Origin of the sequence: Ruania alba (assembly GCF_900105765.1) — a bacterium.
GTDB classification, from domain to species: domain Bacteria; phylum Actinomycetota; class Actinomycetes; order Actinomycetales; family Beutenbergiaceae; genus Ruania; species Ruania alba.
Map to the genome: position 1 here is coordinate 2387089 of NZ_FNTX01000002.1, position 23728 is coordinate 2410816.

The window sequence follows — 23728 nt, forward strand, 5'->3', positions numbered from 1 at the left end:
ACCGATCGTGTGGCCGGATGACCTTGCCGCCGCGATCGCCCGCGTGCTCGCCATTCCGGCGGGGGCGCCGGTCCCGTTGCGGGCGGGCACCCACGCCTCCGCCGACTGGCACACCGACGCTGCTCGGACGCTCATCCGATGGCTCGACCCCGAGGCGGCCGCAGATCCCGACACGGTCGATGCGTGGCAGAACGCTACCGCGCGCCGCCTGGCTGACGGGTTGGACTCCCACGACGACGTCGTCCGGGCGTGGGCAGACGGGGCGACGGTACGGGTCGCCCTCACCTCAACCTGCCTCCTGCGGGTCGTTCCCGCTGTGCTGTCGGAGTGGCCCGACACTCCACGGCGGACCGGCGAAAGGCGTGCAGACGCCGATGCGCTCAGCGACGTCCGGTTCGCGCATGCCCGCGCCCGGAACGTCTCCCGGATCGCGCGAGCCCACAGAGTCGCCCCTGCGGTCCTCCCAGGCGTGGCGACCGAGCTCGAGACACCGGACCGGCGCCTCCTGGTGGCCCTGGCCGGCTCCCGGTCCGCCCTGAGGGTCGGGACCGTGCGTGCCGTGCACGCGCACGCCCGGGCGCTCACCTCGGCCTATCACCTCTGGTACGCGAGCACGAGGACGGCTCCTCGCGCCGCCGACGAGATAACCTCGATCCATCGCACTCGACTTGCCCTTAACGATGCGGTCGCCGTGGCCCTCGCCACGGAGTTGACCGCCGTCGGCCTCGACGCCCCGGAGCACCTGTGACACATCCCCACGCCCCCGGCCTGTGGCCGCAGTCCACCGACCTCATCGACGGCGCGCTGCACCTGGGTGGTACACCAGTGACCGCGCTGGCGGACACGTTCGGGACGCCGTCCTACGTCCTCGATGTTCCGGGCCTGCGAGCGAGGGCGGCCCACTACCGGGCCGCGTTCACCGACGCCTTCGCGCCGGCGGAGGTGCAGGTGTACTACGCGGGCAAGGCTTTCCTGTCCACCGCTGTTGCGCGCTGGGTGCACGCCGAAGGATTGCGGATCGACACCGCGTCGGCAGGCGAGCTCACCACCGCGCTCGCGGCCGGGATCGACGGCCGGGACATCGGCCTGCACGGCAACAACAAGTCCCGCGATGAGATCGACCTCGCGCTGGAGCACGGCGTCGGCCGGATCGTGATCGACTCACTGCCGGAGATCGAGCTGGTGGCCCAGCGTGCGGCCGCCCGCGGGGTCCGTGCACCGGTGATGGTGCGCGTCACCACCGGCGTGCACGCCGGCGGCCACGACTTCATCGCCACCGCGCACGAGGACCAGAAATTCGGCCTGTCCCTCGCCGGCGGAGCCGCGATGACGGCCCTGGAGCGCATCCTGGAACTGCCGGAGCTGGAACTGCTCGGCCTGCACTCCCACATCGGTTCCCAGATCCTCGACGCGGACGGGTTCGCTGCTGCTGCCGCGGCACTGCTCGGGCTGCGCGCCGACCTCGCTGCACGCACCGGTCACATGGTCACCGAGCTCGACCTCGGTGGCGGGTACGGCATCGCGTACACCCCGGAGGAGACTGCGGTGGACGTGGTGGCCGTGGCGTCCTCGCTCGCGCACGCATGCCGGTCCGAGTGCGAACGACTCGGCACCCCGATGCCGGCGTTCTCTTTCGAGCCCGGCCGCGCCATCGTCGGGCCGAGCATGATCACGCTGTACAAGGTGGGCACGGTCAAGTCGGTCCAGTTGGACGGCGGCTCGCGCCTGTATGTGTCTGTGGACGGTGGCATGAGTGACAACATCCGCCCCGCGTTGTACGGCGCCGCTTACCACGCCGAACTGGCCTCCCGGGCGTCGGACGCACCGGGTGTGGCCGCGCGCGTCGTCGGAAAGCACTGCGAGAGCGGAGACATCGTGGTGCGTGACGTCGAGCTTCCGGCCGATGTTCGCGCCGGCGATCTGCTCGCGGTCCCGGCCACCGGCGCCTACGGACGCTCGATGGCAAGCCAGTACAACCTGCTTCCGCGCCCCGGCGTGGTGGCGGTCGGCGATGGTGCCCCGCGTGAGATCGTCCGTCGGGAGACCCTGCAGGACCTGCTCGCGCTCGATCTCGGCTGAACCATCGATGGGCCGGGTGATCAGGTCCACACCGCCCGGCAGGTGAAACGCGAGCGAGAACCGGCCGCAAGCCCTCTATTGTTGAGGTGCTGCGGGCGGTGTCGGACCAGCCGCCGCTTCACCTACAGCCACGAAGGAGACCATGAACGACGGCGCCCCCGCCACCCTCCGGGTGGCCGTGCTCGGTTGCGGTGTGGTCGGCACCGAGGTGGTCCGAGGACTCCTCGACAATGCCGTCGAGCTCCGTTCCCGTACCGGTACCCAGCTCGATCTCGTCGGCATCGGCGTGCGTTCGACTGCGACGCCACGAGATGCGGTCGTCCCGGTCGACCTGTTGACCGAGGACCTGACGGGCCTGGTCGAGCGGGCCGACCTGGTGATCGAGCTGATGGGCGGCATCGAGCCGGCCCGAGCTCTGATCCTGGACGCCCTGGCCGCAGGCGCGAGCGTGGTGACGGCGAACAAGGCCCTCCTGGCCCAGCACGGGCCCACGTTGTACGAGGCTGCCGACGCCTCCCGGGTGGACCTCTTCTACGAGGCTGCCGTGGCCGGTGCGGTCCCGGTGGTGCGTGGGGTGCGCGAATCGCTCGCGGGCGACAAGATCACCCGGGTGCTCGGGATCGTCAACGGCACCACGAACTACATCTTGGACGAGATGACGTCCAACGGGCTCGACTTCGGCACCGCTCTGGCGCAGGCCCAGGATCTCGGTTACGCGGAGGCGGACCCGACCGCTGATGTCGAGGGATTCGACGCTGCCGCCAAAGCCACCATCCTCGCGTCGCTCGCGTTCCACTCCCGGACCTCCATGGATGACGTCCCGGTGCAGGGGATCACCTCGATCACCCCGGAGGACATCTCGGCTGCGGCGCAGACCGGACATGTGATCAAGATGCTCGCGATCGCTGAGCAGGGCGAGCACGACGGCATCCGAGGCCTGGCCGTGCGCGTGCACCCGGCCCTGGTGCCCGAGACCCACCCGCTGGCCAGCGTTCGTGGCCCGTACAACGCTGTGTTCGTGGAGGCCGAGGCCGCCGGCACGCTGATGTTCTACGGGGCTGGGGCCGGGGGAGCGGCGACCTCCAGCGCCGTTCTCGGCGACGTCGTCGCCGCCGCACGTGACCGGGTGAACGGAGGGAAGGCGCCCTCGGAGTCGGCCCATGCCGCCTTGCCCGCGATGCCGGCCCAGGCGGTGCACACGCGCTACCAGATGCGCCTGGACGTGCTCGACGTGCCCGGCGTCCTGGCCGAGATCGCTGCCGCCGTGGCTGCCCACGGTGTCTCGATCGAGACGGTCCGGCAGGGGGTGCGGGACCCGGAGGAGGGTGCCGCCCTGATGATCGTCACTCACTCCGCCAGCGAGTCCGCGCTCGCGGCGACGGTGGCCGACCTCGATACCCTCGATGTGGTCGAGCGGATCACCTCGATCCTGCGTGTGGAAGGAAACTGATGGCCAAGCCGTGGCGTGGCGTGATCGCCGAGTACGCCGACCGACTTCCGATCGAGGATGGCGACCCGGTCGTCACCCTGGGTGAGGGCGGCACCCCGCTGGTGCCGGCCCCGGCCCTGTCGTCGACGACCGGTGCCCAGGTCTACCTCAAGGTGGAGGGGGCGAATCCGACCGGCTCCTTCAAGGACCGCGGCATGACGATGGCGATGAGCAAGGTGGCCGGCACGGGCACCGAGGCGGTCGTGTGTGCCTCGACCGGGAACACCTCCGCCTCGGCGGCCGCGTACGCCGTTCGCGCCGGGCTGGGATGCGCCGTCGTGCTCCCGCACGGCAAGATCGCGGCCGGCAAGCTCGCCCAGGCGATCGTGCACGGCGCCACGCTGCTGGCCGTGGACGGCAACTTCGACGACTGCCTGCGGATCGTGCGCGAGCTCGCCGACTCCTATCCGGTGGCCCTGGTGAACTCGGTGAACCCGTACCGGCTGCAGGGGCAGAAGACTGCAGCCTTCGAGGTCGTGGACGCCCTCGGCGACGCGCCGGCCATCCACGTGCTGCCGGTGGGCAACGCAGGCAACATCTCCGCCTACTGGATGGGCTACCGCGAGTACGCCGCCGATGGTCTGGCCTCCCGCACCCCACAGATGTGGGGTGTCCAGGCCGACGGCGCGGCGCCGTTGGTCAAGGGCGCGCCCGTGGAGTTCCCTGAGACGGTGGCCACCGCCATCCGGATCGGGAACCCGGCTTCCTGGACCTTGGCGACCGCCGCCCGGGACGATTCCGGTGGGCGTATCGATGCCGTGAGTGACGCCGAGATCCTCGAGGCTCAAGCGCTGATCGCCCGTGAGGTCGGGGTGTTCGTGGAACCCGCCTCGGCGGCGAGCGTGGCCGGCCTGCTGGCGCGTGCGCAGGCAGGTGAGGTGCCCGAGGGTGCCACCGTGGTGTGCACGGTGACCGGGAATGGCCTCAAGGACACCGCTACCGCCCTGGGCGGGCGGGATGTGGACCCGCAGGTGATCGGGACCGACGTGGCCGATGCGGCCCGCGCCCTCGGCCTCGCCTGACATGAGGCTCGTTCGCGACGAGGTGCGGGTACGGGTGCCCGCCACCAGTGCCAACCTCGGCCCCGGGTTCGATGCCTTCGGGCTCGCCCACACCGTGCATGACCAGGTGCGAGTACGTGCCACGACCGGCGCTACCGAGGTGCGGGTGATCGGGGAGGGCGCCGGAGAGGTCTCCGACGGTGACGACCACCTCGTGGTGCGCGCGTTGCGTGCTGGGCTCGAGCACGTCGGCGCACCGCAGGCCGGATTCTCTCTTGACTGTGAGAATGCGATCCCGCACGGCCGAGGACTGGGCTCCAGTGCGGGAGCCGTTGTGGCCGGTCTCGTCGCGGCACGTGGCCTGATCAGCGAACCGGAGGCGTTGGACGACCAGGTGCTGCTCGAGCTGGCGACCGAGTTCGAAGGGCACCCCGACAATGCGGCGCCGGCACTGCTCGGAGGAGCCACCGTCGCGTGGATGCAGGGGCGAGCTGCCCGCGCCGCGCGGATCGAGGTCAACCCGCAGATCGCACTCACCGTGCTGATCCCGACCGAGCGGTTGCCCACGAAGCGCGCCCGCGCGGCATTGCCAGCCACCATCTCGCACGCCGATGCTGCGTTCAATGCGGGGCGTGCGGGGCTGCTCACCCTGGCACTGAGCACCCGACCGGATCTGCTGATGGCGGCCACCGAGGACCGCCTGCACCAGACGCAGCGGGCCGACGCGATGATGGCGACCATCGCCCTGGTAGGGCGGTTGCGAGAGGCAGGCCATCCGGCGGTCGTCTCCGGGGCAGGCCCGACCGTGCTGGTCTTCAGCGAGCTGGAGCACCGGGACCTGGAGGCCGTCGGGCTCGCCGGGGCAGGGGAGACCTGGACGGTGCGGCGGCCGACCATCGATACCGCCGGGGCACAGCTCCTCTGACCCTGCCCGAGCCGTGAACGCAGACCGGTCGGCGTGTGATGCCCTGCCCCTGGTGCCGGACCGGTGCTAGGCTGGCTCTGCAGGCTGCACCCGGGGGACGACGTCCCTTGCAGCGATGCCCGTCCACGTACCGCATTGCCGAGTGCGTGGCCCCATTCCACTCCGGCCGGTCAAGGCCGATGTCATCCCCGCCCTGGCGCTCTGAGGCCAGGTGCGCGTCGAGGGAAGGAACCTCGTGTCAGAACCCACCACCTCATCCGCTACGCCCCGTAGCGGTGCACTCTCCTCGTTGCGGCTCGCTGAGCTGCAGGCGCTCGCCACAGAGCTGGGCCTGAAAGGCACCGGCAGGATGCGCAAGAGCGACCTGATCGAGGCCATCAAGGCTGCCCGCAGCGGCGGCGCGGGCAATGCGGCCCCGTCCGGCTCGCGTTCGCAGAAGCAGGAGGATGCCTCCGCTCCGCAGAAGTCGGCCCGTGCACCGCGACGCTCGACGTCGAGCAAGTCTGCGGCTGCCGCTGCGGACCCGGTTGAGTCGTCAGCGGCGACCAGCACGACCGATCAGCAGGACACGTCAGCCGATCGGCCACGCCGGTCACGAGGCGAGAGCAGCCGATCAGCCGGGGGCAACCAGGTCGCGAGTGGCAACCAGGCGGCCACGCGGGACCAGGCGGCCACGCGGGACGACCAGCCCGCTAGCGGTGACCAGTCCGACAGCTCCTCGGGGAGCCGACGGAACCGTCGTGCACGCTCCTCCGGAGGCGGGCAGCCTCAGCTCGACCTCCCGATGCCGGCCGATCAGGAGTCCAAGGCGCCACGCACGCCGTCCCTGGACGACATCCAGCTGCCCGAGGGGCGGCGCCCGGACGGTCCGGGTGACGGGCCCGGCCGCAACGACAATGGTGGTCAGGGCGACAACGCCGGCAAGAACGCCCGGAAGGGCGGGCGGAGCGGCTCCGGTGGCGGCTCGGACGCCGGCCGGGACGGCCGACCGGACTCGGGTCCCTCTCGCTCCGGTGAGCAGGACGACGACCGGTCGGGCCGCCGTCGGCGGGGACGCGACCGGTACCGCGACCGCAAGCGCCGGGGCCGTTCCCCGGAGCCGGTCGAGGAAGAGGTGGAGATCTCTGAGGACGATGTGCTGCTGCCTGTCGGCGGCATCCTGGACATCCTGGAGAACTACGCCTTCGTGCGCACCAGCGGCTACCTGCCCGGGCCCAACGACGTCTATGTCTCCCTCGGCCAGGTGAAGAAGCACGGACTGCGTCGCGGTGACGCCGTCGTGGGCGCCGTGCGCCAGCCCCGCGAGGGAGAGAACAATCAGCGGCAGAAGTACAACGCCCTGGTGCGTCTGGACCAGGTCAACGGTGTGCCCGTGGATGATTCCGGGCACCGGCCGGAGTTCTCCTCGCTCACTCCGCTCTACCCGCAGGACCGGCTCCGCCTGGAGACCTCCCCGAAGGAGCTCACCTCACGGGTCATGGACATCGTGGCCCCGATCGGCAAGGGCCAGCGCGGGCTGATCGTGGCACCGCCGAAGGCGGGTAAGACGAGCATCATGCAGCAGATCGCCAACGCGATCACGGCGAACAACCCCGAGGTCCACCTCATGGTGGTGCTCGTGGACGAGCGGCCCGAAGAGGTCACCGAGATGGAGCGCACGGTCTCCGGTGAGGTGATTGCCTCCACCTTCGACCGCCCGGCGTCGGACCACACCATCGTGGCCGAGCTCGCCATCGAGCGCGCGAAGCGGCTGGTGGAGCTGGGGCAGGACGTCGTGGTGCTGCTCGACTCGCTTACCCGGCTCTCCCGTGCCTACAACCTCGCCGCACCCGCCTCGGGGCGGATCCTCTCCGGTGGGGTCGACGCATCGGCGCTGTACCCACCGAAGAAGTTCTTCGGAGCAGCGCGCAACATCGAGCACGGTGGTTCGCTGACCATCCTCGCTTCGGCGCTGGTGGAGACCGGATCGAAGATGGACGAGGTGATCTTCGAGGAGTTCAAGGGCACCGGCAACATGGAGCTGCGTCTGTCCCGCCAGCTCGCCGACAAGCGGATCTTCCCGGCCGTGGATGTCAATGTCTCCGGTACCCGCCGGGAGGAACTGCTGATCTCCGCAGAAGAACTGGCGATCATCTGGAAGTTGCGGCGGTTGCTGGGGTCCCTGGACCAGCAGCAGGCGATCGAGCTGCTGCAGTCCAAGCTGCGGAACACGTCCTCGAACGCTGAGTTCCTGCTCACGGTGAGCAAGACGACTCCCACGCACTCGAACGCTGGCGACCGCGACTAGCCCCACTGTCACGCGAGTGCGGCCGATCTCGCTCACTTGGTGAGATATGCCCGAGATTCGCCGCACTCGCGTCACCGTCAGTGCGCACGAGTCGATCAACCAGAGAGGGTGAGCATGAGCGAGGAGTTCGCTGCGGTCGAACCGCTGCTCGTCGAGTACGCGGAGATCGAGTCCGCTCTGGCGGACCCGGACGTTCATGCCGATCAGGCACGGGCGCGTACGTTGGGGCGCCGGTACGCCGAGCTCGGGCGCGTGGTGACGGCGTACCGCACCTGGCGTAGCGCGGTGGACGACGCCGGCGCTGCTGCCGAATTGGCTGCCGACGACCCCGCGTTCGCCGAGGAGGTCGAGCCGCTGCGTGCCGCAGCGGCCGAGGCCGCCGACGCGCTGCGCAATGTGCTCATCCCGCGAGACCCCGACGACGGCCGGGACGCGATCGTCCAGGTCAAGGCGGGGGAGGGTGGCGAGGAGTCCGCGCTGTTCGCCGCCGACCTGCTGCGGATGTATCAGCGCTACGCCGAGCGACAGGGCTGGACCACGCAGGTGCTGGACGAGACGCACTCCGATCTCGGCGGGTACAAGGATGTCTCGATGGCGGTGAAGTCCAAGAGCACCGATCCCGCCGAGGGTGTCTGGGCCCACCTGAAGTACGAGGGCGGCGTGCACCGGGTGCAGCGGGTGCCCGTGACCGAGTCGCAGGGCCGCATCCACACGTCGGCGGCCGGTGTGCTGGTGTTCCCCGAGGTGGACGACCCTGGTGAGGTGGAGATCGACCAGAACGATCTCCGCATCGACGTGTTCCGGTCCTCCGGCCCGGGTGGGCAGAGCGTGAACACCACCGACTCCGCCGTGCGGATCACCCACCTGCCGACCGGCATCACGGTCTCCATGCAGAACGAGAAGTCGCAGCTGCAGAACCGTGAGCAGGCGATGCGGGTGCTTCGAGCTCGGTTGCTCGCCGCTCAGCAGGAGGCGGCGGATGCGGAGGCTGCCGAGCTGCGCCGTTCGCAGGTGCGCACCGTGGACCGGAGCGAACGGATCCGCACCTACAACTTCCCGGAGAACCGGATCGCAGACCACCGCACCGGATACAAGGCCTACAACCTCGACACCGTGCTGGCGGGAGATCTCGGAACGGTGATCGCCTCCGCGATCGAGATGGACGAGGCCGAGCGCCTCGCCACCGCAGGTGAGTGACCGCCGTCGCTCCACCGGTCGCATCGGCGGGGTGGGGCTGAGCGCCGACGCCGAACAGGCACGTGCCCACGCCTGGGAGAGCCTTGGATTGGCGACGGACGGTCCGACGCAACCTGCGCCGTCGTTGGATGCCATCGTGCGCGCCGGCGCGGCGATCCTCGCCGAGGCGGGGGTGCCCTCACCGGAGGTGGATGCCTTGCGGATCGCTGAGCACCTGCTCAGCACACAGCGGCTCACCCTGGTGGTCCCGCCGCGGATGCCGACCGACTTCCCTGGTCGGTTCGCCGAGGCGATCGATCGCCGACGGCGGAGGGAACCCCTGCAGCACATCACCGGCACGGCGGCCTTCCGCTACATCGAGCTGGAGGTCGGGCCTGGGATTTTCGTCCCGCGCCCGGAGACCGAGCTGGTGGCCGGCGCCGCGATCGAGGCCGCTCAGGCGGCGATCGAGGCAGGCAACGCTGCGCCGATCGTCGTCGACCTGTGTAGTGGCAGTGGCGCGATCGCGTGCTCAGTTGCGGACGAGGTTCCTGGCGCCGAGGTGTACGCGGTGGAGCTCGGGCAGGTGGCGGCGTCGGCGACGGAGGAGAACGCCGAACGCCTGGGACTGACCATCGATGTGCAATGGTCGGACGCGACATCACCGGACGTGCTGGACTACCTTGACGGCACGGTGGATGTGGTGGTCTCGAACCCGCCCTACATCCCTCCGGATGCCGTGCCGGTGGACCCCGAGGTGCGTGACCATGATCCCGACCTGGCGTTGTACGGCGGCGGAACCGACGGTCTGGAGATTCCCGAGGCGGTGCTCGCCCGTGCGGTGACGCTGTTGCGCCACGGTGGGGCGCTCGTGATGGAGCACGCCGAGGTGCAGGCGGGGGCGTTGCGCGAGCTCGCCGAGGCGACCGGAGTGCTCGACGAGGTACGGACCGGCCAGGACCTCACCGGCCGGGACCGGATGCTGCTCGCCCGCAAGCGGTAGCGGGCAAGCCTCAGCGGCGGAGCCGGTGCCGGGTGATCATCGACGCGACGTACCAGCCCACGGCGATACCGGCCAGGTCCGCGACGACGTCGAGCAGGTCTCCCGAGCGCGCGGGCAGTAGGAGATGCTGGATGAGCTCACTGATGCCCGCGTGAGCCGCCAGGCCGATCGCGAGCGGGATCGACGGGTACCGGGCCAGTCGTCCAGTCAGCATGACCAGGGCGAAGATCAGCACGTGCAGGGCCTTGTCGGACCCGGGTGGGCTGGGGGCGCCGTCGGGAGTCTGCGGCACGTAGAGCGCCGCCAGTTGCAGCAGCACCGCCGCGACGAACGCCGCTTGGAGCAGCCGTGCCGATCGCGAACGAGTGGAGGACGAGCCAGGCGGGTGCGGTGCGGAGTTCGGCACATGGTCACTGTGCCATGCCGCGGCCCACGGCAGCCGTTGCCTGACGATGCGTGGAGGCACACGGGCGGCAAAACATGAAAGACTCACCTCTCGTGAGTGACGAACAGATGCGGGACTGCTCCGACGCAGGGACCCGACCGGGCCACCTGGACGAGGCAGTCAAGACTCTGGCCACCGGGGGCCTCGTGGTGTTCCCCACCGATACGGTCTACGGCATCGCTGCGGACGCCTTCACCCCGAAGGCGGTCACGGCGTTGTTGAACGCGAAAGGACGGGGCCGGCAGATGCCACCCCCGGTGCTGATCGGCGACCTGCGCACCCTTGACGGTCTGGCGACGGAGATCCCGCAGCCGGTGCGGGACCTGGTCGCGGAGTTCTGGCCCGGGCCGCTCACCGTGATCCTCACCGCGCAGCCCAGCTTGCACTGGGACCTGGGGGAGACCCATGGCACCGTCGCCCTGCGGATGCCGGACAACGAGATAGCCCTTGAGCTGCTGCGTCGCACCGGCCCCCTGGCTGTCTCCAGCGCGAACAAGACCGGCCAGGACGCCGCCGTGACGTGTGCGGACGCGGCCGAGCAGCTGAAGCGGGCCGTGCGTCTCTACCTCGACGGCGGAGCGACCCCGGGTGCAGTGCCGTCCACCATCGTGGACGCGACCGGCCCACGGCTGAGGATCGTGCGGGAGGGTGTGCTGACTGCGGAGGAACTCGGTTCGATCGCGCCGGAACTCCTGCCGGAGAACCAGGTGGAGGAGCCGGCCGACGAGCCGACTGACGACGAGCCGGCTCACGAGGAACCGGCGGACGACGAGGCAGCCGACGGGGAGCGCGATGACGACGCCGGCGGCCCGCAGGACGGTGATGCGGACCTGCCCGACGCCGAGACGCCAGAAGCCGACGAGCCAGACCCCGAGGAGCACGACTCCGAGTCGACCGAGACCGCAGCAGGGACCGACCAGGCATCCGCCGACGAGACGCCCAGGGGTAGCACCGAACCGTGAGCGTCTACCTGCTCGTCCTCGCGATCGCTGCAGCGGTGACGTACCTGACGACGCCGTTGGCGCGTCGGTTGGCACAGCGCACCGGAGCAGTGACGGCGGTACGCGCACGGGACGTGCACACGATCCCGACCCCGCGGTTGGGGGGTGTGGCGATGGTTGCCGGTCTGGGCGCCGCGCTCGTGTTCGCGTCCCAGACCCGGTTCTTGCAGCCGGTGTTCTCCGATTCGCTGCCCTGGGCGATCCTGGCCTGCGCCGTCGGGATCTGCCTGCTCGGGGTCGCTGACGACATCTGGGACCTGGACTGGATCACCAAGTTGATCGGCCAGATCGTGGTCGCGGGCGTTCTCGCCTGGCAAGGGGTGCAGTTGGCCAGCCTGCCGATCTTCGGGCTGACCATCGGTTCCTTCCGGCTCTCGCTGATGGTCACCGTGATCGTGGTGGTGGTGGCGATCAATGCCGTCAACTGGGTGGACGGCCTCGATGGACTGGCCGCTGGGGTGATCGCGATCGGCGGATCGGCGTTCTTCATCTACACGTACGTGCTCACCCAGAACAACAACCCCACCGACTATTCCAACCTCGCGACCGTGCTGATCGCGGCTGTCGTCGGCGGCTGCCTCGGCTTCCTTCCGCACAATTTCCACCCTGCACGCATCTTCATGGGTGATTCCGGAGCGATGGCGCTCGGACTCACCGTGGCTGCGGCGGCGATCATGGTGACCAGTCAGATCGACCCGAACGTGCTCGAGGCTCGGCAGGCGATCCCCGCCTTCGTTCCGATCATCTTGCCCGTCGCGGTGCTCATGCTGCCGCTGCTGGATGTCGGCGTGACGAGTCTGCGCCGGCTGCTCTCCGGGAAGTCGCCGTTCCACGCCGACCGGACCCACCTGCACCACAAGCTGCTGGACCGTGGGCACTCGCATCGTCGGGCCGTGGCGATCATGTACGTCTGGACAGGCGTGATCTCGTTCAGCGCGGCCGCGCTGGTCTGGTTCCCCCTGCAGCAGGTCCTCATCGGCGCCGGGATTGGTGCTGTGCTCGCCACGATCATTACCGTGGTGCCGCTACCCACTCCGGCGTTCCTCAAGCAGCGCACCGCCGGACCCGACCACAGCTAAAGGATCCCGAGTGCCTGAGAACTCTTCCTCGCCGCACGTCCCGACCGATTCAGTGCTCGGGATGCTACGGCTGGTGATCCGTCGTTTTGCTCTGGTCGGGCTTGCCGTCACGGTCGTGGTCTGTCTGCTGGGCGTGCTCGTCGCAGGGATGCCCGGCTTGTGGGGTGCGCTGATCGCGTCCGCCGTCGGGCTGGTGTTCATGGGTGTCACCGTGGTGTCCATGTACGTCATGGCCGGTCGAGGGCCGGAGATGTTCCAGATCGTGCTGCTCGGCGGCTGGCTGGTCAAGATCGTCCTGCTCGTTCTGCTGCTGAACTGGCTCAGCGACATGACCTTCTACCACCGCACCATGTTCATCGTGGCGATCGTGGCGATCGTCGTGGCCGGACTCACCGTGGAGACGCTCACCGTGATGAAGTCCCGGATCCCCTATGTGCAACCGTCGAAGGGTGAGGATCAGGGCAGTTGAGGCCCACCTCACACCTTCACGGGAAGGTCACGAAACCTCCGCGAATCAGGTAGGCTGACCGCAGTCCCCGTTACTCGCCCGAGTTCGGTCCCCGCAGTGTTGCCTGGAGCATCCTGAACAGGGGATAGCCGTCTGACAACCCTGGGAGAGCACCCTGTCCACTGCAGCGATCGACGTCCCCGTACTCGCCGACGCGCAGAGTGAAGACTCTGGCGGTTTCCACGCTCCCACGCTGGAAGAGTTCTTCCCCGATGCGATCTTCGGCGCCGGGACGTTCCTCGAGTTCGATCGGATCATCTTCGTCCGGCTGGTGATCGTCGCCATCCTCCTGCTGCTGCTCTGGCTGGGAGTGCGCAAGGCCAAGTTGGTGCCGGGGCGTGGGCAGAGCATCCTCGAGCTCTCCGTGGACTTCGTCCGCGTGCAGATCGCCGAGCAGGTGATGGGCGTCGAGCGAGCCCGGCCGTTCGTGCCGATGCTCACCGCCATCTTCTTCATCGTCCTCACGATGAACCTCGCCGGCCTGGTCCCGGGGCTGAACATCGCCGGGACCTCGCGCATCGGTATCCCGCTGCTGCTGGCTCTCTGGGTGTTCATCGTGTATCTCAGCGCGGGCGTCCGGAAGCAAGGGCTGGGTGGCTACCTGAAGTCGCAGCTCTTCCCGCCCGGGGTGCCGTGGCCGATGTACTTCCTGCTCACCCCGATCGAGATCCTGCAGGTGTTCATCCTGCGCCCGGCCACGCTGGCATTGCGGCTCGTGGCCAACATGATGGCCGGCCACTTCATGATGATCCTGGCCCTGGCCGCCACCAACTTCCTCCTTCTCGAGGGAGCCGGGGTGCTGAAGGGCCTGAGCATCCTGACCTTCGCCGGTGGGATCTTCATCTTCCTGTTCGAACTGATGGTCGCATTCCTGCAGACCTACATCTTCGTGCTGCTCTCGTCGATCTACCTGAACTTCGCCCTCGAAGAGGAACACTGATCATCTTCGCGGGTGGGCGGGTCTCTCATATCCGCCTCACGCACGTCACATATCCAAGTACCTAAACCCGGACGCTCTCCCGAGCGCCACAGGAAGGAATCACCGTGGAAGGCAACCTCAACACCGTGGCTTACGGTCTCGCCGCCATCGGCCCCGGCATCGGTCTGGGCATCATGATCGGTCAGACGCAGGCCGCGATGGCCCGTCAGCCCGAGATGGCCGGTCAGCTCCGGACCAACATGTTCATCGGTATCGGCTTCATCGAGGTGCTCGCACTGCTCGGCCTCGTGGTCGGTTACATCGTTCCTGCCTGATCGAACCCGGACTCGATGAGCCTAAGGAGTTCTGAATGATCACAGCAGAGGGCGACGCTCCGAACCCGTTCATTCCACCGGTCTACGAGATCGTGTGGTCGCTGATCGTCATCGCGATCATCGCGGCGTTCGTGATCAAGTACGTGCTGCCCAAGATCAACGCGATCCTGGACGAGCGCGCCGCAAAGATCGAGGGCGGGTTGCAGCTGGCGGAGCAGGCCAAGGCCGAAGCCGCCGAGTCCAAGGCAGCAGTCGAGCGTGAGTTGATCGAGGCGCGCAAGGAGGCAGCGGGCATCCGTGAGGAGGCTTCTGCCGACGGCGCTCAGATCGTGTCCGAGGCCAAGACCAAGGCCCAGGCCGAGGCGACTCGGATTGCGGAGAACGCGCAGCGGCAGATCGAGGCGGAGCGGCAGTCGGCGATCGTCTCGCTGCGTAGCGAGGTGGGCTCCTTGGCCACCGAACTGGCCTCACGGATCGTCGGTGAGTCGCTCGCCGACGATGCACGCCAGTCGCGCGTGGTCGACCGCTTCCTGGCCGAGCTCGACAGCACCGTGGACGCCTCGGCCGAGACGCCGGCACAGAACTCCTCGAGCGCCTCTGCTGCGGCGCCGGCGAACCCGGAGGCGTGATGCGCGCGAACAGCCAGTCTTCCACCGACGCCGCCCGGGAGCGTTTCGAGCCCGTGCTGCGTGCGGCGGGGGAGTCCGCCGACGCGCTCGGCACGGAGCTGTTCGCGGTCGTGGACGTCCTGGACTCCTCGGCCGGCCTGCGACGCGCCCTGACCGACCCCTCCCGTGAGGGGCAGGACAAGGCGCAGGTCATGACCGACGTCTTCGGCGGCAAGGTCAGTTCCGACTCCGAGGACCTGCTCGCCGGGCTGGCTCGGGCGCGCTGGTCGACCGACCGGGATATCGCGGACGCGATCGAGGTTCTCGGGACCGACGCGGTGCTCGCGAGCGCCGAGGCTGCCGGCACGCTTCTTGACGTGGAGACGCAGATCTTCTCGGTGATCCGGCTGTTGGCCGCGAACCGTGAGCTGCGGTTGGCGCTCTCGGACAAGTCGCGATCGATCGAGGACCGCGCTGGACTGCTGGAGAATGTCGCCGGTGGACGAGTCGCTTCGCAGACGGGGCTGCTGCTCCAGCGGGCACTCGGGAACCGCCGAGCGCCGACCCTCACGGCAGGCCTGGTGCGTCTGAACGAGGCAGCGGCGGCACGCCGTCAGCAGCTCGTCGCCACCGTGACGGCCGCTGTTCCGCTCAACCAAGGTCAGCGGGACCGGTTGAGCGACATCCTGCACCGCGCCTACGGGCGCGGTGTGCAGCTCAACGTGGCTGTGGACCCGAACGTCGTGGGCGGCGTGCGGATCCAGATCGGTGACGAGGTCGTGGACGCGACCACGCTCAGCCGCCTCGACGAGGCTCGCCGGCGCCTGGCCGGCTGACCCCGCCCCCATCGCTGAAGAACGAACCGATCGCCGACGGCGGTCTAAGGAGAAGGACACACAAGATGGCTGAACTGACGATCAAGCCCGAGGAGATCCGGGCTGCGCTGGACAGCTTCGTGAACTCCTACGAGCCGGCCACGAGCGCGGCGGAGGAGGTCGGCACGGTCACCCTCGCGGCCGACGGTATCGCGGAGGTCGAGGGACTGCCGGGCGTGATGGCGAACGAGCTGCTCACGTTCGAGGACGGCACGCTGGGCCTCGCGCTCAACCTGGACGTGCGCTCCATCGGTGTGGTGGTGCTCGGTGAGTTCAGCGGGATCGAGCAGGGCCAGAGCGTCCGCCGGACCGGCGAAGTGCTCTCCGTGCCGGTCGGCGACGGTTACCTCGGCCGTGTGGTGGATCCGCTCGGTCAGGCTATCGACGGACTCGGCGAGATCGCCACCGACGGTCGCCGTGCCCTGGAGCTCCAGGCCGCTGGTGTGATGGAGCGAAAGAGCGTGCACGAGCCGCTGCAGACCGGGCTCAAGGGCATCGACGCGATGATCCCGGTCGGGCGCGGACAGCGCCAGCTGATCATCGGTGACCGCCAGACAGGTAAGACGGCGATCGCGCTCGACACGATCATCAACCAGAAGGCCAACTGGGAGAGCGGCGACCCGGACAAGCAGGTCCGCTGCATCTACGTCGCGATCGGTCAGAAGGGCTCGACGATCGCGTCCGTGCGCGGTGCGCTCGAGGATGCCGGCGCGCTGGAGTACACCACCATCGTGGCCGCTCCCGCCTCTGACGCCGCAGGCTTCAAGTACATCGCGCCGTACACCGGTTCGGCCATCGGCCAGCACTGGATGTACCAGGGCAAGCACGTCCTCATCGTTTTCGACGACCTGTCCAAGCAGGCCGAGGCCTACCGTGCAGTCTCCCTCCTGCTGCGCCGTCCGCCGGGCCGTGAGGCCTACCCGGGTGACGTCTTCTACCTGCACTCCCGTCTCCTCGAGCGCTGCGCGAAGCTCTCCGACGGTCTGGGTGCCGGTTCGATGACCGGTCTGCCGATCATCGAGACCAAGGCGAATGACGTGTCGGCCTACATTCCGACCAACGTCATCTCCATCACCGACGGTCAGATCTTCCTGCAGTCGGACCTGTTCAACGCAGGTCAGCGCCCCGCCGTCGATGTCGGTATCTCGGTCTCCCGCGTGGGTGGTGACGCCCAGATCAAGGCCATGAAGAAGGTGGCCGGAACGCTGAAGATCGACCTCGCCCAGTACCGGGCGCTGGAAGCCTTCGCGATGTTCGCCTCCGACCTGGACCCGACCTCTCGTCGTCAGCTCACCCGTGGTGCCCGACTGATGGAGCTGCTCAAGCAGCCCCAGTACACGCCGATGGACGCCGAGGACCAGGTGGTCTCCATCTGGGCCGGGACCAACGGCTACTTCGACGACGTCGAACTCTCCGACGTGCGGCGGTTCGAGGGAGAGCTCCTCGACCACATCCGTCGCCACACCGGCGTGCTGGACACCATCCGCACGAGCGGGAAGTTCGAGGATGAGACGGCGGAGGAGCTGCGCGCCGCGGTCGAGAAGTTCCGCGACACCTTCCTCGGATCGGAACCCTCCGCCCCCGTGGGTGATGAGGTGGACGACTCCGAGGACGTGGACATCGACCAGGAGCAGATCGTCCGGCAGAAGCGGGGCTGAGCATGGGCGCCCAGCAGCGGATCTACAAGCAGAGGATCAGGTCGACCCAGACCCTCAAGAAGATGTTCCGCGCCATGGAGCTGATCGCCGCCTCCCGGATCGGCAAGGCCCGGGACCGCGCGGTCAAGGCGAGCCCCTATGCGCGGGCCATCACCCGAGCTGTCTCGGCGGTGGCCACACACGCGGACATCAAGCACCCGCTCACCTCCGAGCGCACCGATACCAACCGGGCGGCAGTCCTGGTGGTGACGGCCGACCGTGGTCAGGCCGGCGCATACTCGGCGAGCGTGTTGCGTGAGGCCGAGGCGCTCCGGCAACAGCTGGAGGAGGAGGGCAAGGAAGTTGCCCTCTACGTCACCGGTCGTCGCGGCGTGAGCTTCTACCAGTTCCGTCGTCGCGAGATCACCAAGAGCTGGACCGGTGACTCGGACAACCCGTCGCTCGAGACCGCGCAGGAGATCGGCAACGTCCTCCTCGACGCCTTCGAGGCCCCAGCCGATGAGGGTGGGGTGGCTGAGCTGCACGTGGTCTTCACCCAGTTCAAGTCCATGGTCGCGCAGGAGCCTCAGGTGATCCGGTTGCTTCCGCTCGAGGTCGTCGACGGCGTGGCGCCGGCTGAGGAGAAGGCGCTCCCGCTGTATGAGTTCGAGCCGTCCTCGGAGGCAGTGCTGGATGCGTTGCTCCCGCGGTACATCCGCAGCCGCCTCTTCAACGCCATCCTCCAGGCAGCGGCCTCGGAGCTGGCGGCTCGGCAGCGTGCGATGAACACTGCCACGAAGAACGCCGAGGACATCATCCGCAAGTACACCCGGCTCGCCAACCAGGCCCGGCAGGCCGAGATCACCCAGGAGATCAGCGAGATCGTCTCGGGTTCCGACGCCCTGGCCGCCAGCTGACTGAGCACCCACCCACACGAAGGAACGCACTCCCATGACTGCTACCGCATCCGAGGCACAGGCCAGCGGCGCCGGCGAGCCGGGCGTGGGCCGGATCGCCCGCGTGATCGGCCCCGTGCTGGACATCGAATTCCCGCCGGACGCCATCCCGGAGATGTACAACGCCCTGACCACCCGGGTGGACCTGCCCGGTCAGGACGCCTACGACATGACGCTCGAGGTCGCCCAGCACCTGGGTGACAACATCGTCCGCGCCATTGCGCTCAAGCCCACGGATGGTCTCGTCCGTGGTGGTGAGGTCCGTGACACCGGCTCTCCGATCTCGGTGCCCGTCGGTGACATCACCAAGGGCAAGGTCTTCAACGTGACCGGTGACGCCCTGAACCTGGCCGAGGGGGAGACCCTCGAGGTGACCGAGCGCTGGCCCATCCACCGCCAGCCGCCCGCGTTCGACCAGCTCGAGTCCAAGACGCAGATGTTCGAGACCGGCATCAAGTCGATCGACCTGCTCACCCCGTACGTTCAGGGTGGAAAGATCGGCCTCTTCGGCGGTGCGGGTGTCGGCAAGACGGTGCTCATCCAGGAGATGATCTACCGTGTGGCTGCCGACCACGGTGGTGTCTCGGTCTTCGCCGGTGTCGGTGAGCGCACCCGTGAGGGTGGCGACCTGATCGACGAGATGGACGAGGCCGGGGTCTTCGACAAGACGGCACTGGTCTTCGGTCAGATGGACGAGCCGCCGGGCACCCGTCTGCGGGTCGCGCTGTCCGCCCTGACGATGGCGGAGTACTTCCGCGACGTGCAGAAGCAGGACGTGCTGCTCTTCATCGACAACATCTTCCGCTTCACCCAGGCCGGCCAGGAGGTCTCCACGCTGCTGGGCCGGATGCCGTCGGCGGTGGGTTACCAGCCCACCCTGGCCGACGAGATGGGCTTGCTGCAGGAGCGCATCACCTCCACGCGTGGTCACTCGATCACCTCGCTGCAGGCGATCTACGTGCCAGCTGACGACTACACCGATCCGGCCCCGGCCACGACGTTCGCCCACCTGGACGCGACGACCGAGCTCTCCCGTGAGATCGCCTCGCGTGGTCTGTACCCGGCGATCGACCCGCTGGCCTCCACCTCCCGCATCCTCGACCCGCAGTACGTGGGCGAAGAGCACTACCGGGTGGCCAACCAGGCGAAGGCGATTCTGCAGAAGAACAAGGAACTGCAGGACATCATCGCGATCCTCGGTATCGACGAACTGTCCGAAGAGGACAAGGTCACGGTGAACCGGGCACGCCGGATCGAGCAGTTCCTCTCCCAGAACACCTACATGGCCGAGAAGTTCACCGGCGTGAAGGGCTCGACCGTGCCGCTGTCGGAGACCATCGAGGCGTTCAGCAAGATCGCCGGCGGTGAGTTCGACCACGTGCCGGAGCAGGCGTTCTTCAACATCGGTGGTCTTGAGGACCTCGAGCGCAACGCTGCGAAGATGCGCGACGAGGACTGACAGAGCCCGCTGGACTGGACGAGACGAAGGAGGGCGGCGTGCCGCTCACGGTGGAGATGGTCTCCGCGGACCGCACCTGGTGGTCCGGGGAAGCAACAAGCATCGGCGCCCCGGCGGCGGACGGTGACCTGGGTATCCTGCCTGGTCACCAGCCCGTCCTGGCCGTGCTGCGTGCCGGCACGGTGAAGGTTCGCCCGTCCGACGGCGATCCGGTCACCATGGAAGTCACGGGCGGTTTCCTCTCGGTGGACTCTGACGACGTCACGATCGTCGTCGATCCCACCACCTCGGAGGACGCCGTCGGCGCAGGCGAGGCCTGAGAGCCGGGCATGCGGGTGGTGATGATCGCCGTCATTGTGGTGGTCATCGCTGCCCTGCTGCTCGTCGGTCTGTTCTTTTGGCGGCTGCGCACCCTCGGGCGCAGGGTCGGCTCCTTCGAGTGCGCCGTGCAGTCCGACAGCCGCTGGAAGGCCGGCATCGCCGCCTACACACGAGACCACCTCGACTGGTACGAGGTGGTCTCGTTGTCGTTACGCCCGTCCCGCCGGTGGGGGCGGCGCGAGCTGGACATCCTGGGCCGGCGTCATCGCAGCGTGCACGGGCACAGCGAGCCGTTGAGCGAGGCGCGCTGCCGGTACCGAGGTGAGGAGTTCCTGGTGGTCGCCGAGGACGGCGCACTGGACGGTCTCCGGTCCTGGCTGGAGGCGGCACCACCGGACACCAGCACGTCTCGTATCGTGTGAGAGCGCACCCGCGCAGAACGCCCCAAGTGACGGAGAGGCAGCACCACACGTGAGGATCGTCATCGCGACGTGCTCGGTGGACTACACCGGACGACTGACCGCACACCTTCCCCTGGCGACGAGGGTGCTGATGGTGAAGGCCGACGGCTCGGTGCTGGTGCACTCCGACGGTGGATCGTACAAACCGTTGAACTGGATGACCCCGCCGTGCACGCTGACGGAGTCCGACCCCTCGCCGGAGCAGCGCGAGGCCGGCGTGCAGGCGGTGTGGACGGTCCGCAGCAGCAAGTCTGACGACCGCCTGATCGTGTCGCTGCACGAGGTGCTCGGGGAGCACTCCTACGAGCTCGGCGTGGACCCGGGCCTCGTCAAGGACGGGGTGGAGGCCCACCTGCAGAAGCTGTTGGCCGAGCAGATCGGCGTGCTTGGCGATGGGCACTCGTTGGTCCGCCGGGAGTACCCCACCGCGATCGGTCCGGTGGACATCCTGGCGCGGGCCGACACCGGGCATGTGGCCGTGGAGATCAAGCGCCGTGGTGACATTGACGGTGTGGAGCAGCTCACCCGCTATCTGGACCTGCTGAACCGTGACCCGCTCCTCGCACCGGTCGCCGGGGTGTTCGCTGCCCAGGAGATCAAGCCCCAGGCGCGGGTGCTCGCCACCGACCGGGGATCCGGTGCGTGGTGCTCGACTACGACGCGATGCGCGGGATCGACGACGTCGACTCCCGGCTGTTCTGAGAGGAAATCCATGGTGCAGGCAGTGCGGGGCCGGGTCATCACCCCCGAGCAGGAGATTCCTGACGGCGGAGTGTGCTGGGAGGGGGACCGGCTCACCTGGGTGGGAGCTGTCGCGGACGCCCCAGCCGACGTGGCAGCCGAGCTCGCGACAGTACCTGCGGCACCGGACACCTCGTTGCTGCCCGGGCTGGTGGACATCCACAACCACGGCGGTGGTGGCGCCAGCATCCCCGCCGTCGAGGATACGGTCGAGGCCCTGCAGGCCGTCACCGAGCATCGCCGGCACGGCACCACGCGCATGCTCGCCTCGCTCGTCACGGCGGCGCCGGAGGTGCTGCTCGCCCGCGCCGCGGTGCTTGCCGACCTCGCCGACGCCGGGGAGATCGAGGGGATCCACTCGGAGGGGCCGTTCCTGGCCGAGTCCCGCTGCGGTGCACAGGACCCCACCTTCCTCATCGACGGCGACCCCTCGCTCGTGGAGCAGCTAGCCGCCACGGCGCGTGGTCACCTCGCCACGATGACCGTCGCGCCCGAGGTCCATGGTGCGGACGCCGCGCTGGACGCCCTCGTCGAGGCCGGCGCGCTGCCGTCCATCGGCCACACCGACGCCGCCTCCGAAACCACCCGCGCCGCCGTCGAGCGGCTCACCGCGCGGCTCGCCGGGAGTGGACGCCGCGTGACGGTGACGCACCTGTTCAACGGGATGCGCCCGCTACACCACCGCGATCCCGGCCCGATCCCGGTGCTCCTCGCCGCGGCACGGCGCGGCGAGATCGTGCTCGAGCTGATTGCTGATGGCGTGCACGTGCACCCCGAGCTGGTGCGGGACATCATCGCCACCGTCGGTGCGGAGAACGTCGCCCTGGTCACCGACGCGATGGCCGCCGCCGGGATGGCGGACGGGGAGTACCGGCTGGGCAGCCTCGACGTGCGGGTGGCCGAGGGGGTGGCACGACTGGCTCACGGCGGCTCGATCGCCGGTGGTACGGCCCACCTCATCGATGTCGTGCGCATCACTGCCAGCGGGGGAGTGCCCCTGGTGGACGCTGTGCGCAGCGCCTCGCTCACCCCGGCCGAGGTGCTGCGATCGCGCAGGGGCGGCAGCACGCCTTTCGGCGCGTTGCGAGCCGGGTACCGCGCCGACATCGTCGTGGTCGACAGTGACCTCCAGGTCCAACGGGTGATCCGGGACGGGCAGGACGTCGCCCGAGGCCGATGAGTCCTCCGCCGAGCGCTCAGAGCTGGGCGTCGTAGGTTCGGAACATCACCAGGCCGGCGGCACCGAGGATGGTGGCATCATCCTGCTCGGGCGCCGCGATCACTCGGATCTCGGCACCTCGGCGCGGGATGCGCCGCGTGATCTCCTCGGCCACCAGGGCAGCGAACGCGTCGCCGCCACCGGCAGCATCGCCGTGCAGCACGTACGTCCCGGATCCGAGCAGCTGCTCGAGGTTGGCCAGTCCCAGTGCCAGGTTCCGGGCGTACTCGCCGCGCAGCGTGCGGGCTGCGTCGCTGGGGTCGGCGGCCAGGATGCGGGAGGTGAGCTCGTCCGGGCGAGCGATCCCGAGCTCGCGGGCCCGATCGCGCAGCCAGCCCAATGACGCCACCGTGTACCAGCAGCCGAGTTGTCCGCACATGCATCTGGTCCCGTGCTGGTCGACCACGGTGTGCCCGATCTCGCCACCCCCGCCACGCGGACCGTGCACGGCGCGGCCGTCGGCTACCAGGCCCACGCCGAGAACGTCCCCGGTGTAGACGGAGGCGAAGTCGCGGCAGTCGCGGCCCACTCCGAACCACAGGTCGCCGATGGCCTGCACGCGCGGGTGGTGGTCGACGTAGACCGGCACGCCGAAGTGATCGGCGAGCAAGGGTCCCAGTGGGAGGTGATTGAGGGTCGGGATCCGATAGTTCTCCATGATGGTGCCGGTCGGAACGTCGACGGCACCGGCCGATCCCACGCCGATCCCGAGCAGGGTGTCCGCCCGGAACAGCCGCTCGCTGTGGGTCAGCAGGGTTGTACGGAAGGAGTCGACGTCGGTGAACCGGGCACGGCTGCGCTGCAGGACCTGCCCGTCGAGCGAGACAGTGGCCACGACGAGCACATCCGGTGCGGCGAACACGGCGCCGAGCTGCCAGGTGTCGGCGAACCACAATGGCCGAGGTGGTTTGCCGTGCGCGGCCGGAACCTTCGCCAACTCGAGCAACAGGCCCTGGTCGAGCAACGGTTGCACGATCGTGGTGACGCTGCCCCGGCCGATGCCGAGCTCGCGTGCCACCTCGGACCGGCTCATCGGGCCGTGCACCTGGAGGGCACGGATGACCCGGGCGCGGTTGGCCCGGCCGAGGTCAGCAGGGCCGAGAACGCTGGTGGTCGCCATCGACGGTTCCTGTCGACGCGAGCCAATGTGGTGCTCCTGCTCGTTCATGGGCGTCGCCTTCACCTCATCCTGATGCGCGCTGGG

The 23728-nt window shown here is 68.8% G+C and carries 22 protein-coding genes and 2 pseudogenes; 22 read left to right on the forward strand and 2 right to left on the reverse strand.

All coding sequences use genetic code 11. From position 1 onward, the window contains the following. Positions 1 to 7: 7 nt before the first annotated feature. The 8 genes from BLU77_RS20980 to prmC all read left to right on the forward strand — a co-directional run bounded on the left by BLU77_RS20980 (position 8) and on the right by prmC (position 9960). A complete protein-coding gene (locus tag BLU77_RS20980) occupies positions 8 to 748 on the forward strand; it encodes an ArgS family protein (RefSeq protein WP_175477275.1) in 741 nt (246 codons plus the stop codon). Continuing rightward, positions 745 to 2079 carry a diaminopimelate decarboxylase gene (lysA, locus tag BLU77_RS20985; protein WP_089775395.1) on the forward strand — a complete coding sequence of 445 codons (1335 nt, stop codon included), beginning with the start codon at positions 745 to 747 and terminating at the stop codon, positions 2077 to 2079. Before BLU77_RS20980 ends, lysA begins: the two co-directional genes overlap by 4 nt. Positions 2080 to 2221: 142 nt before the next feature. Beyond that, on the forward strand, positions 2222 to 3529 hold the full coding sequence (locus BLU77_RS20990; RefSeq protein ID WP_089775397.1) for a homoserine dehydrogenase: 1308 nt from the start codon (positions 2222 to 2224) through the stop codon (positions 3527 to 3529). Next, positions 3529 to 4590, forward strand: coding sequence for a threonine synthase (thrC, locus tag BLU77_RS20995; protein ID WP_089775399.1), 1062 nt, complete (start codon positions 3529 to 3531; stop codon positions 4588 to 4590). The genes BLU77_RS20990 and thrC overlap by 1 nt, the downstream gene beginning before the upstream one ends. Position 4591: 1 nt before the next feature. Continuing rightward, a complete protein-coding gene (thrB, locus tag BLU77_RS21000) occupies positions 4592 to 5494 on the forward strand; it encodes a homoserine kinase (protein ID WP_089776092.1) in 903 nt (300 codons plus the stop codon). A gap of 235 nt (positions 5495 to 5729) precedes the next feature. Next, on the forward strand, positions 5730 to 7781 hold the full coding sequence (gene rho / locus BLU77_RS21005) for a transcription termination factor Rho (protein WP_089775401.1): 2052 nt from the start codon (positions 5730 to 5732) through the stop codon (positions 7779 to 7781). 114 nt (positions 7782 to 7895) lie between these two features. Continuing rightward, complete coding sequence (gene prfA / locus BLU77_RS21010) at positions 7896 to 8978, forward strand: peptide chain release factor 1 (protein WP_089775404.1); 1083 nt, start codon at positions 7896 to 7898, stop codon at positions 8976 to 8978. Continuing rightward, positions 8971 to 9960 (forward strand): peptide chain release factor N(5)-glutamine methyltransferase, encoded by a 990-nt coding sequence (prmC, locus tag BLU77_RS21015; protein ID WP_245708981.1) that lies wholly within the window; start codon positions 8971 to 8973, stop codon positions 9958 to 9960. Before prfA ends, prmC begins: the two co-directional genes overlap by 8 nt. Before the next feature lie 10 nt (positions 9961 to 9970). On the opposite strand, the gene BLU77_RS21020 is transcribed toward prmC, so the two are convergent. Beyond that, a complete protein-coding gene (locus BLU77_RS21020) occupies positions 9971 to 10366 on the reverse strand; it encodes a VanZ family protein (protein ID WP_139177879.1) in 396 nt (131 codons plus the stop codon). Between the two features lie 92 nt (positions 10367 to 10458). Here BLU77_RS21020 and BLU77_RS21025 point away from each other — a divergent pair, with 92 nt between their 5' ends. From BLU77_RS21025 to BLU77_RS21090, 14 genes and pseudogenes are all read left to right on the forward strand, one after another. Continuing rightward, a complete protein-coding gene (locus BLU77_RS21025; protein WP_245708982.1) occupies positions 10459 to 11367 on the forward strand; it encodes an L-threonylcarbamoyladenylate synthase in 909 nt (302 codons plus the stop codon). Then, positions 11364 to 12485 (forward strand): glycosyltransferase family 4 protein, encoded by a 1122-nt coding sequence (locus tag BLU77_RS21030; RefSeq protein ID WP_089775408.1) that lies wholly within the window; start codon positions 11364 to 11366, stop codon positions 12483 to 12485. The genes BLU77_RS21025 and BLU77_RS21030 overlap by 4 nt, the downstream gene beginning before the upstream one ends. A gap of 10 nt (positions 12486 to 12495) precedes the next feature. Further along, positions 12496 to 12954, forward strand: coding sequence for a Cg1360 family ATP-synthase-associated protein (locus BLU77_RS21035; RefSeq protein ID WP_089775410.1), 459 nt, complete (start codon positions 12496 to 12498; stop codon positions 12952 to 12954). 232 nt (positions 12955 to 13186) lie between these two features. Then, positions 13187 to 13933 (forward strand): F0F1 ATP synthase subunit A, encoded by a 747-nt coding sequence (atpB, locus tag BLU77_RS21040; protein ID WP_281242129.1) that lies wholly within the window; start codon positions 13187 to 13189, stop codon positions 13931 to 13933. Between the two features lie 98 nt (positions 13934 to 14031). Continuing rightward, on the forward strand, positions 14032 to 14247 hold the full coding sequence (atpE, locus tag BLU77_RS21045) for an ATP synthase F0 subunit C (protein ID WP_089775415.1): 216 nt from the start codon (positions 14032 to 14034) through the stop codon (positions 14245 to 14247). A gap of 35 nt (positions 14248 to 14282) precedes the next feature. After that, positions 14283 to 14876, forward strand: a complete 594-nt coding sequence (locus tag BLU77_RS21050; RefSeq protein WP_089775417.1) for a F0F1 ATP synthase subunit B — start codon at positions 14283 to 14285, stop codon at positions 14874 to 14876. Then, positions 14876 to 15691, forward strand: a complete 816-nt coding sequence (locus tag BLU77_RS21055) for a F0F1 ATP synthase subunit delta (protein ID WP_089775419.1) — start codon at positions 14876 to 14878, stop codon at positions 15689 to 15691. The genes BLU77_RS21050 and BLU77_RS21055 overlap by 1 nt, the downstream gene beginning before the upstream one ends. A 65-nt stretch (positions 15692 to 15756) precedes the next feature. After that, complete coding sequence (atpA, locus tag BLU77_RS21060; RefSeq protein ID WP_089775420.1) at positions 15757 to 17388, forward strand: F0F1 ATP synthase subunit alpha; 1632 nt, start codon at positions 15757 to 15759, stop codon at positions 17386 to 17388. Positions 17389 to 17390: 2 nt separating this feature from the next. Next, a complete protein-coding gene (locus BLU77_RS21065; protein WP_089775422.1) occupies positions 17391 to 18284 on the forward strand; it encodes a F0F1 ATP synthase subunit gamma in 894 nt (297 codons plus the stop codon). A gap of 34 nt (positions 18285 to 18318) precedes the next feature. Further along, positions 18319 to 19782: a F0F1 ATP synthase subunit beta gene (atpD, locus tag BLU77_RS21070; RefSeq protein ID WP_089775424.1), complete on the forward strand. Its 1464-nt coding sequence runs from the start codon at positions 18319 to 18321 to the stop codon at positions 19780 to 19782. Positions 19783 to 19820: 38 nt separating this feature from the next. Further along, complete coding sequence (locus tag BLU77_RS21075; protein ID WP_245708984.1) at positions 19821 to 20102, forward strand: F0F1 ATP synthase subunit epsilon; 282 nt, start codon at positions 19821 to 19823, stop codon at positions 20100 to 20102. 9 nt (positions 20103 to 20111) lie between these two features. Further along, the gene (locus BLU77_RS21080) at positions 20112 to 20525 is read left to right on the forward strand and encodes a DUF2550 family protein (RefSeq protein ID WP_089775427.1); all 414 of its coding nucleotides are present in this window, start codon (positions 20112 to 20114) and stop codon (positions 20523 to 20525) included. 49 nt (positions 20526 to 20574) lie between these two features. After that, positions 20575 to 21266: pseudogene (gene nucS, locus BLU77_RS21085) on the forward strand (endonuclease NucS). Between the two features lie 187 nt (positions 21267 to 21453). Continuing rightward, a pseudogene (locus tag BLU77_RS21090) lies at positions 21454 to 22485 on the forward strand (N-acetylglucosamine-6-phosphate deacetylase); the annotation flags it as partial. A gap of 16 nt (positions 22486 to 22501) precedes the next feature. Here the strand turns inward: BLU77_RS21090 and BLU77_RS21095 are convergent. Next, on the reverse strand, positions 22502 to 23644 hold the full coding sequence (locus tag BLU77_RS21095) for an ROK family protein (protein WP_175477276.1): 1143 nt from the start codon (positions 23642 to 23644) through the stop codon (positions 22502 to 22504). Positions 23645 to 23728: the final 84 nt, after the last annotated feature.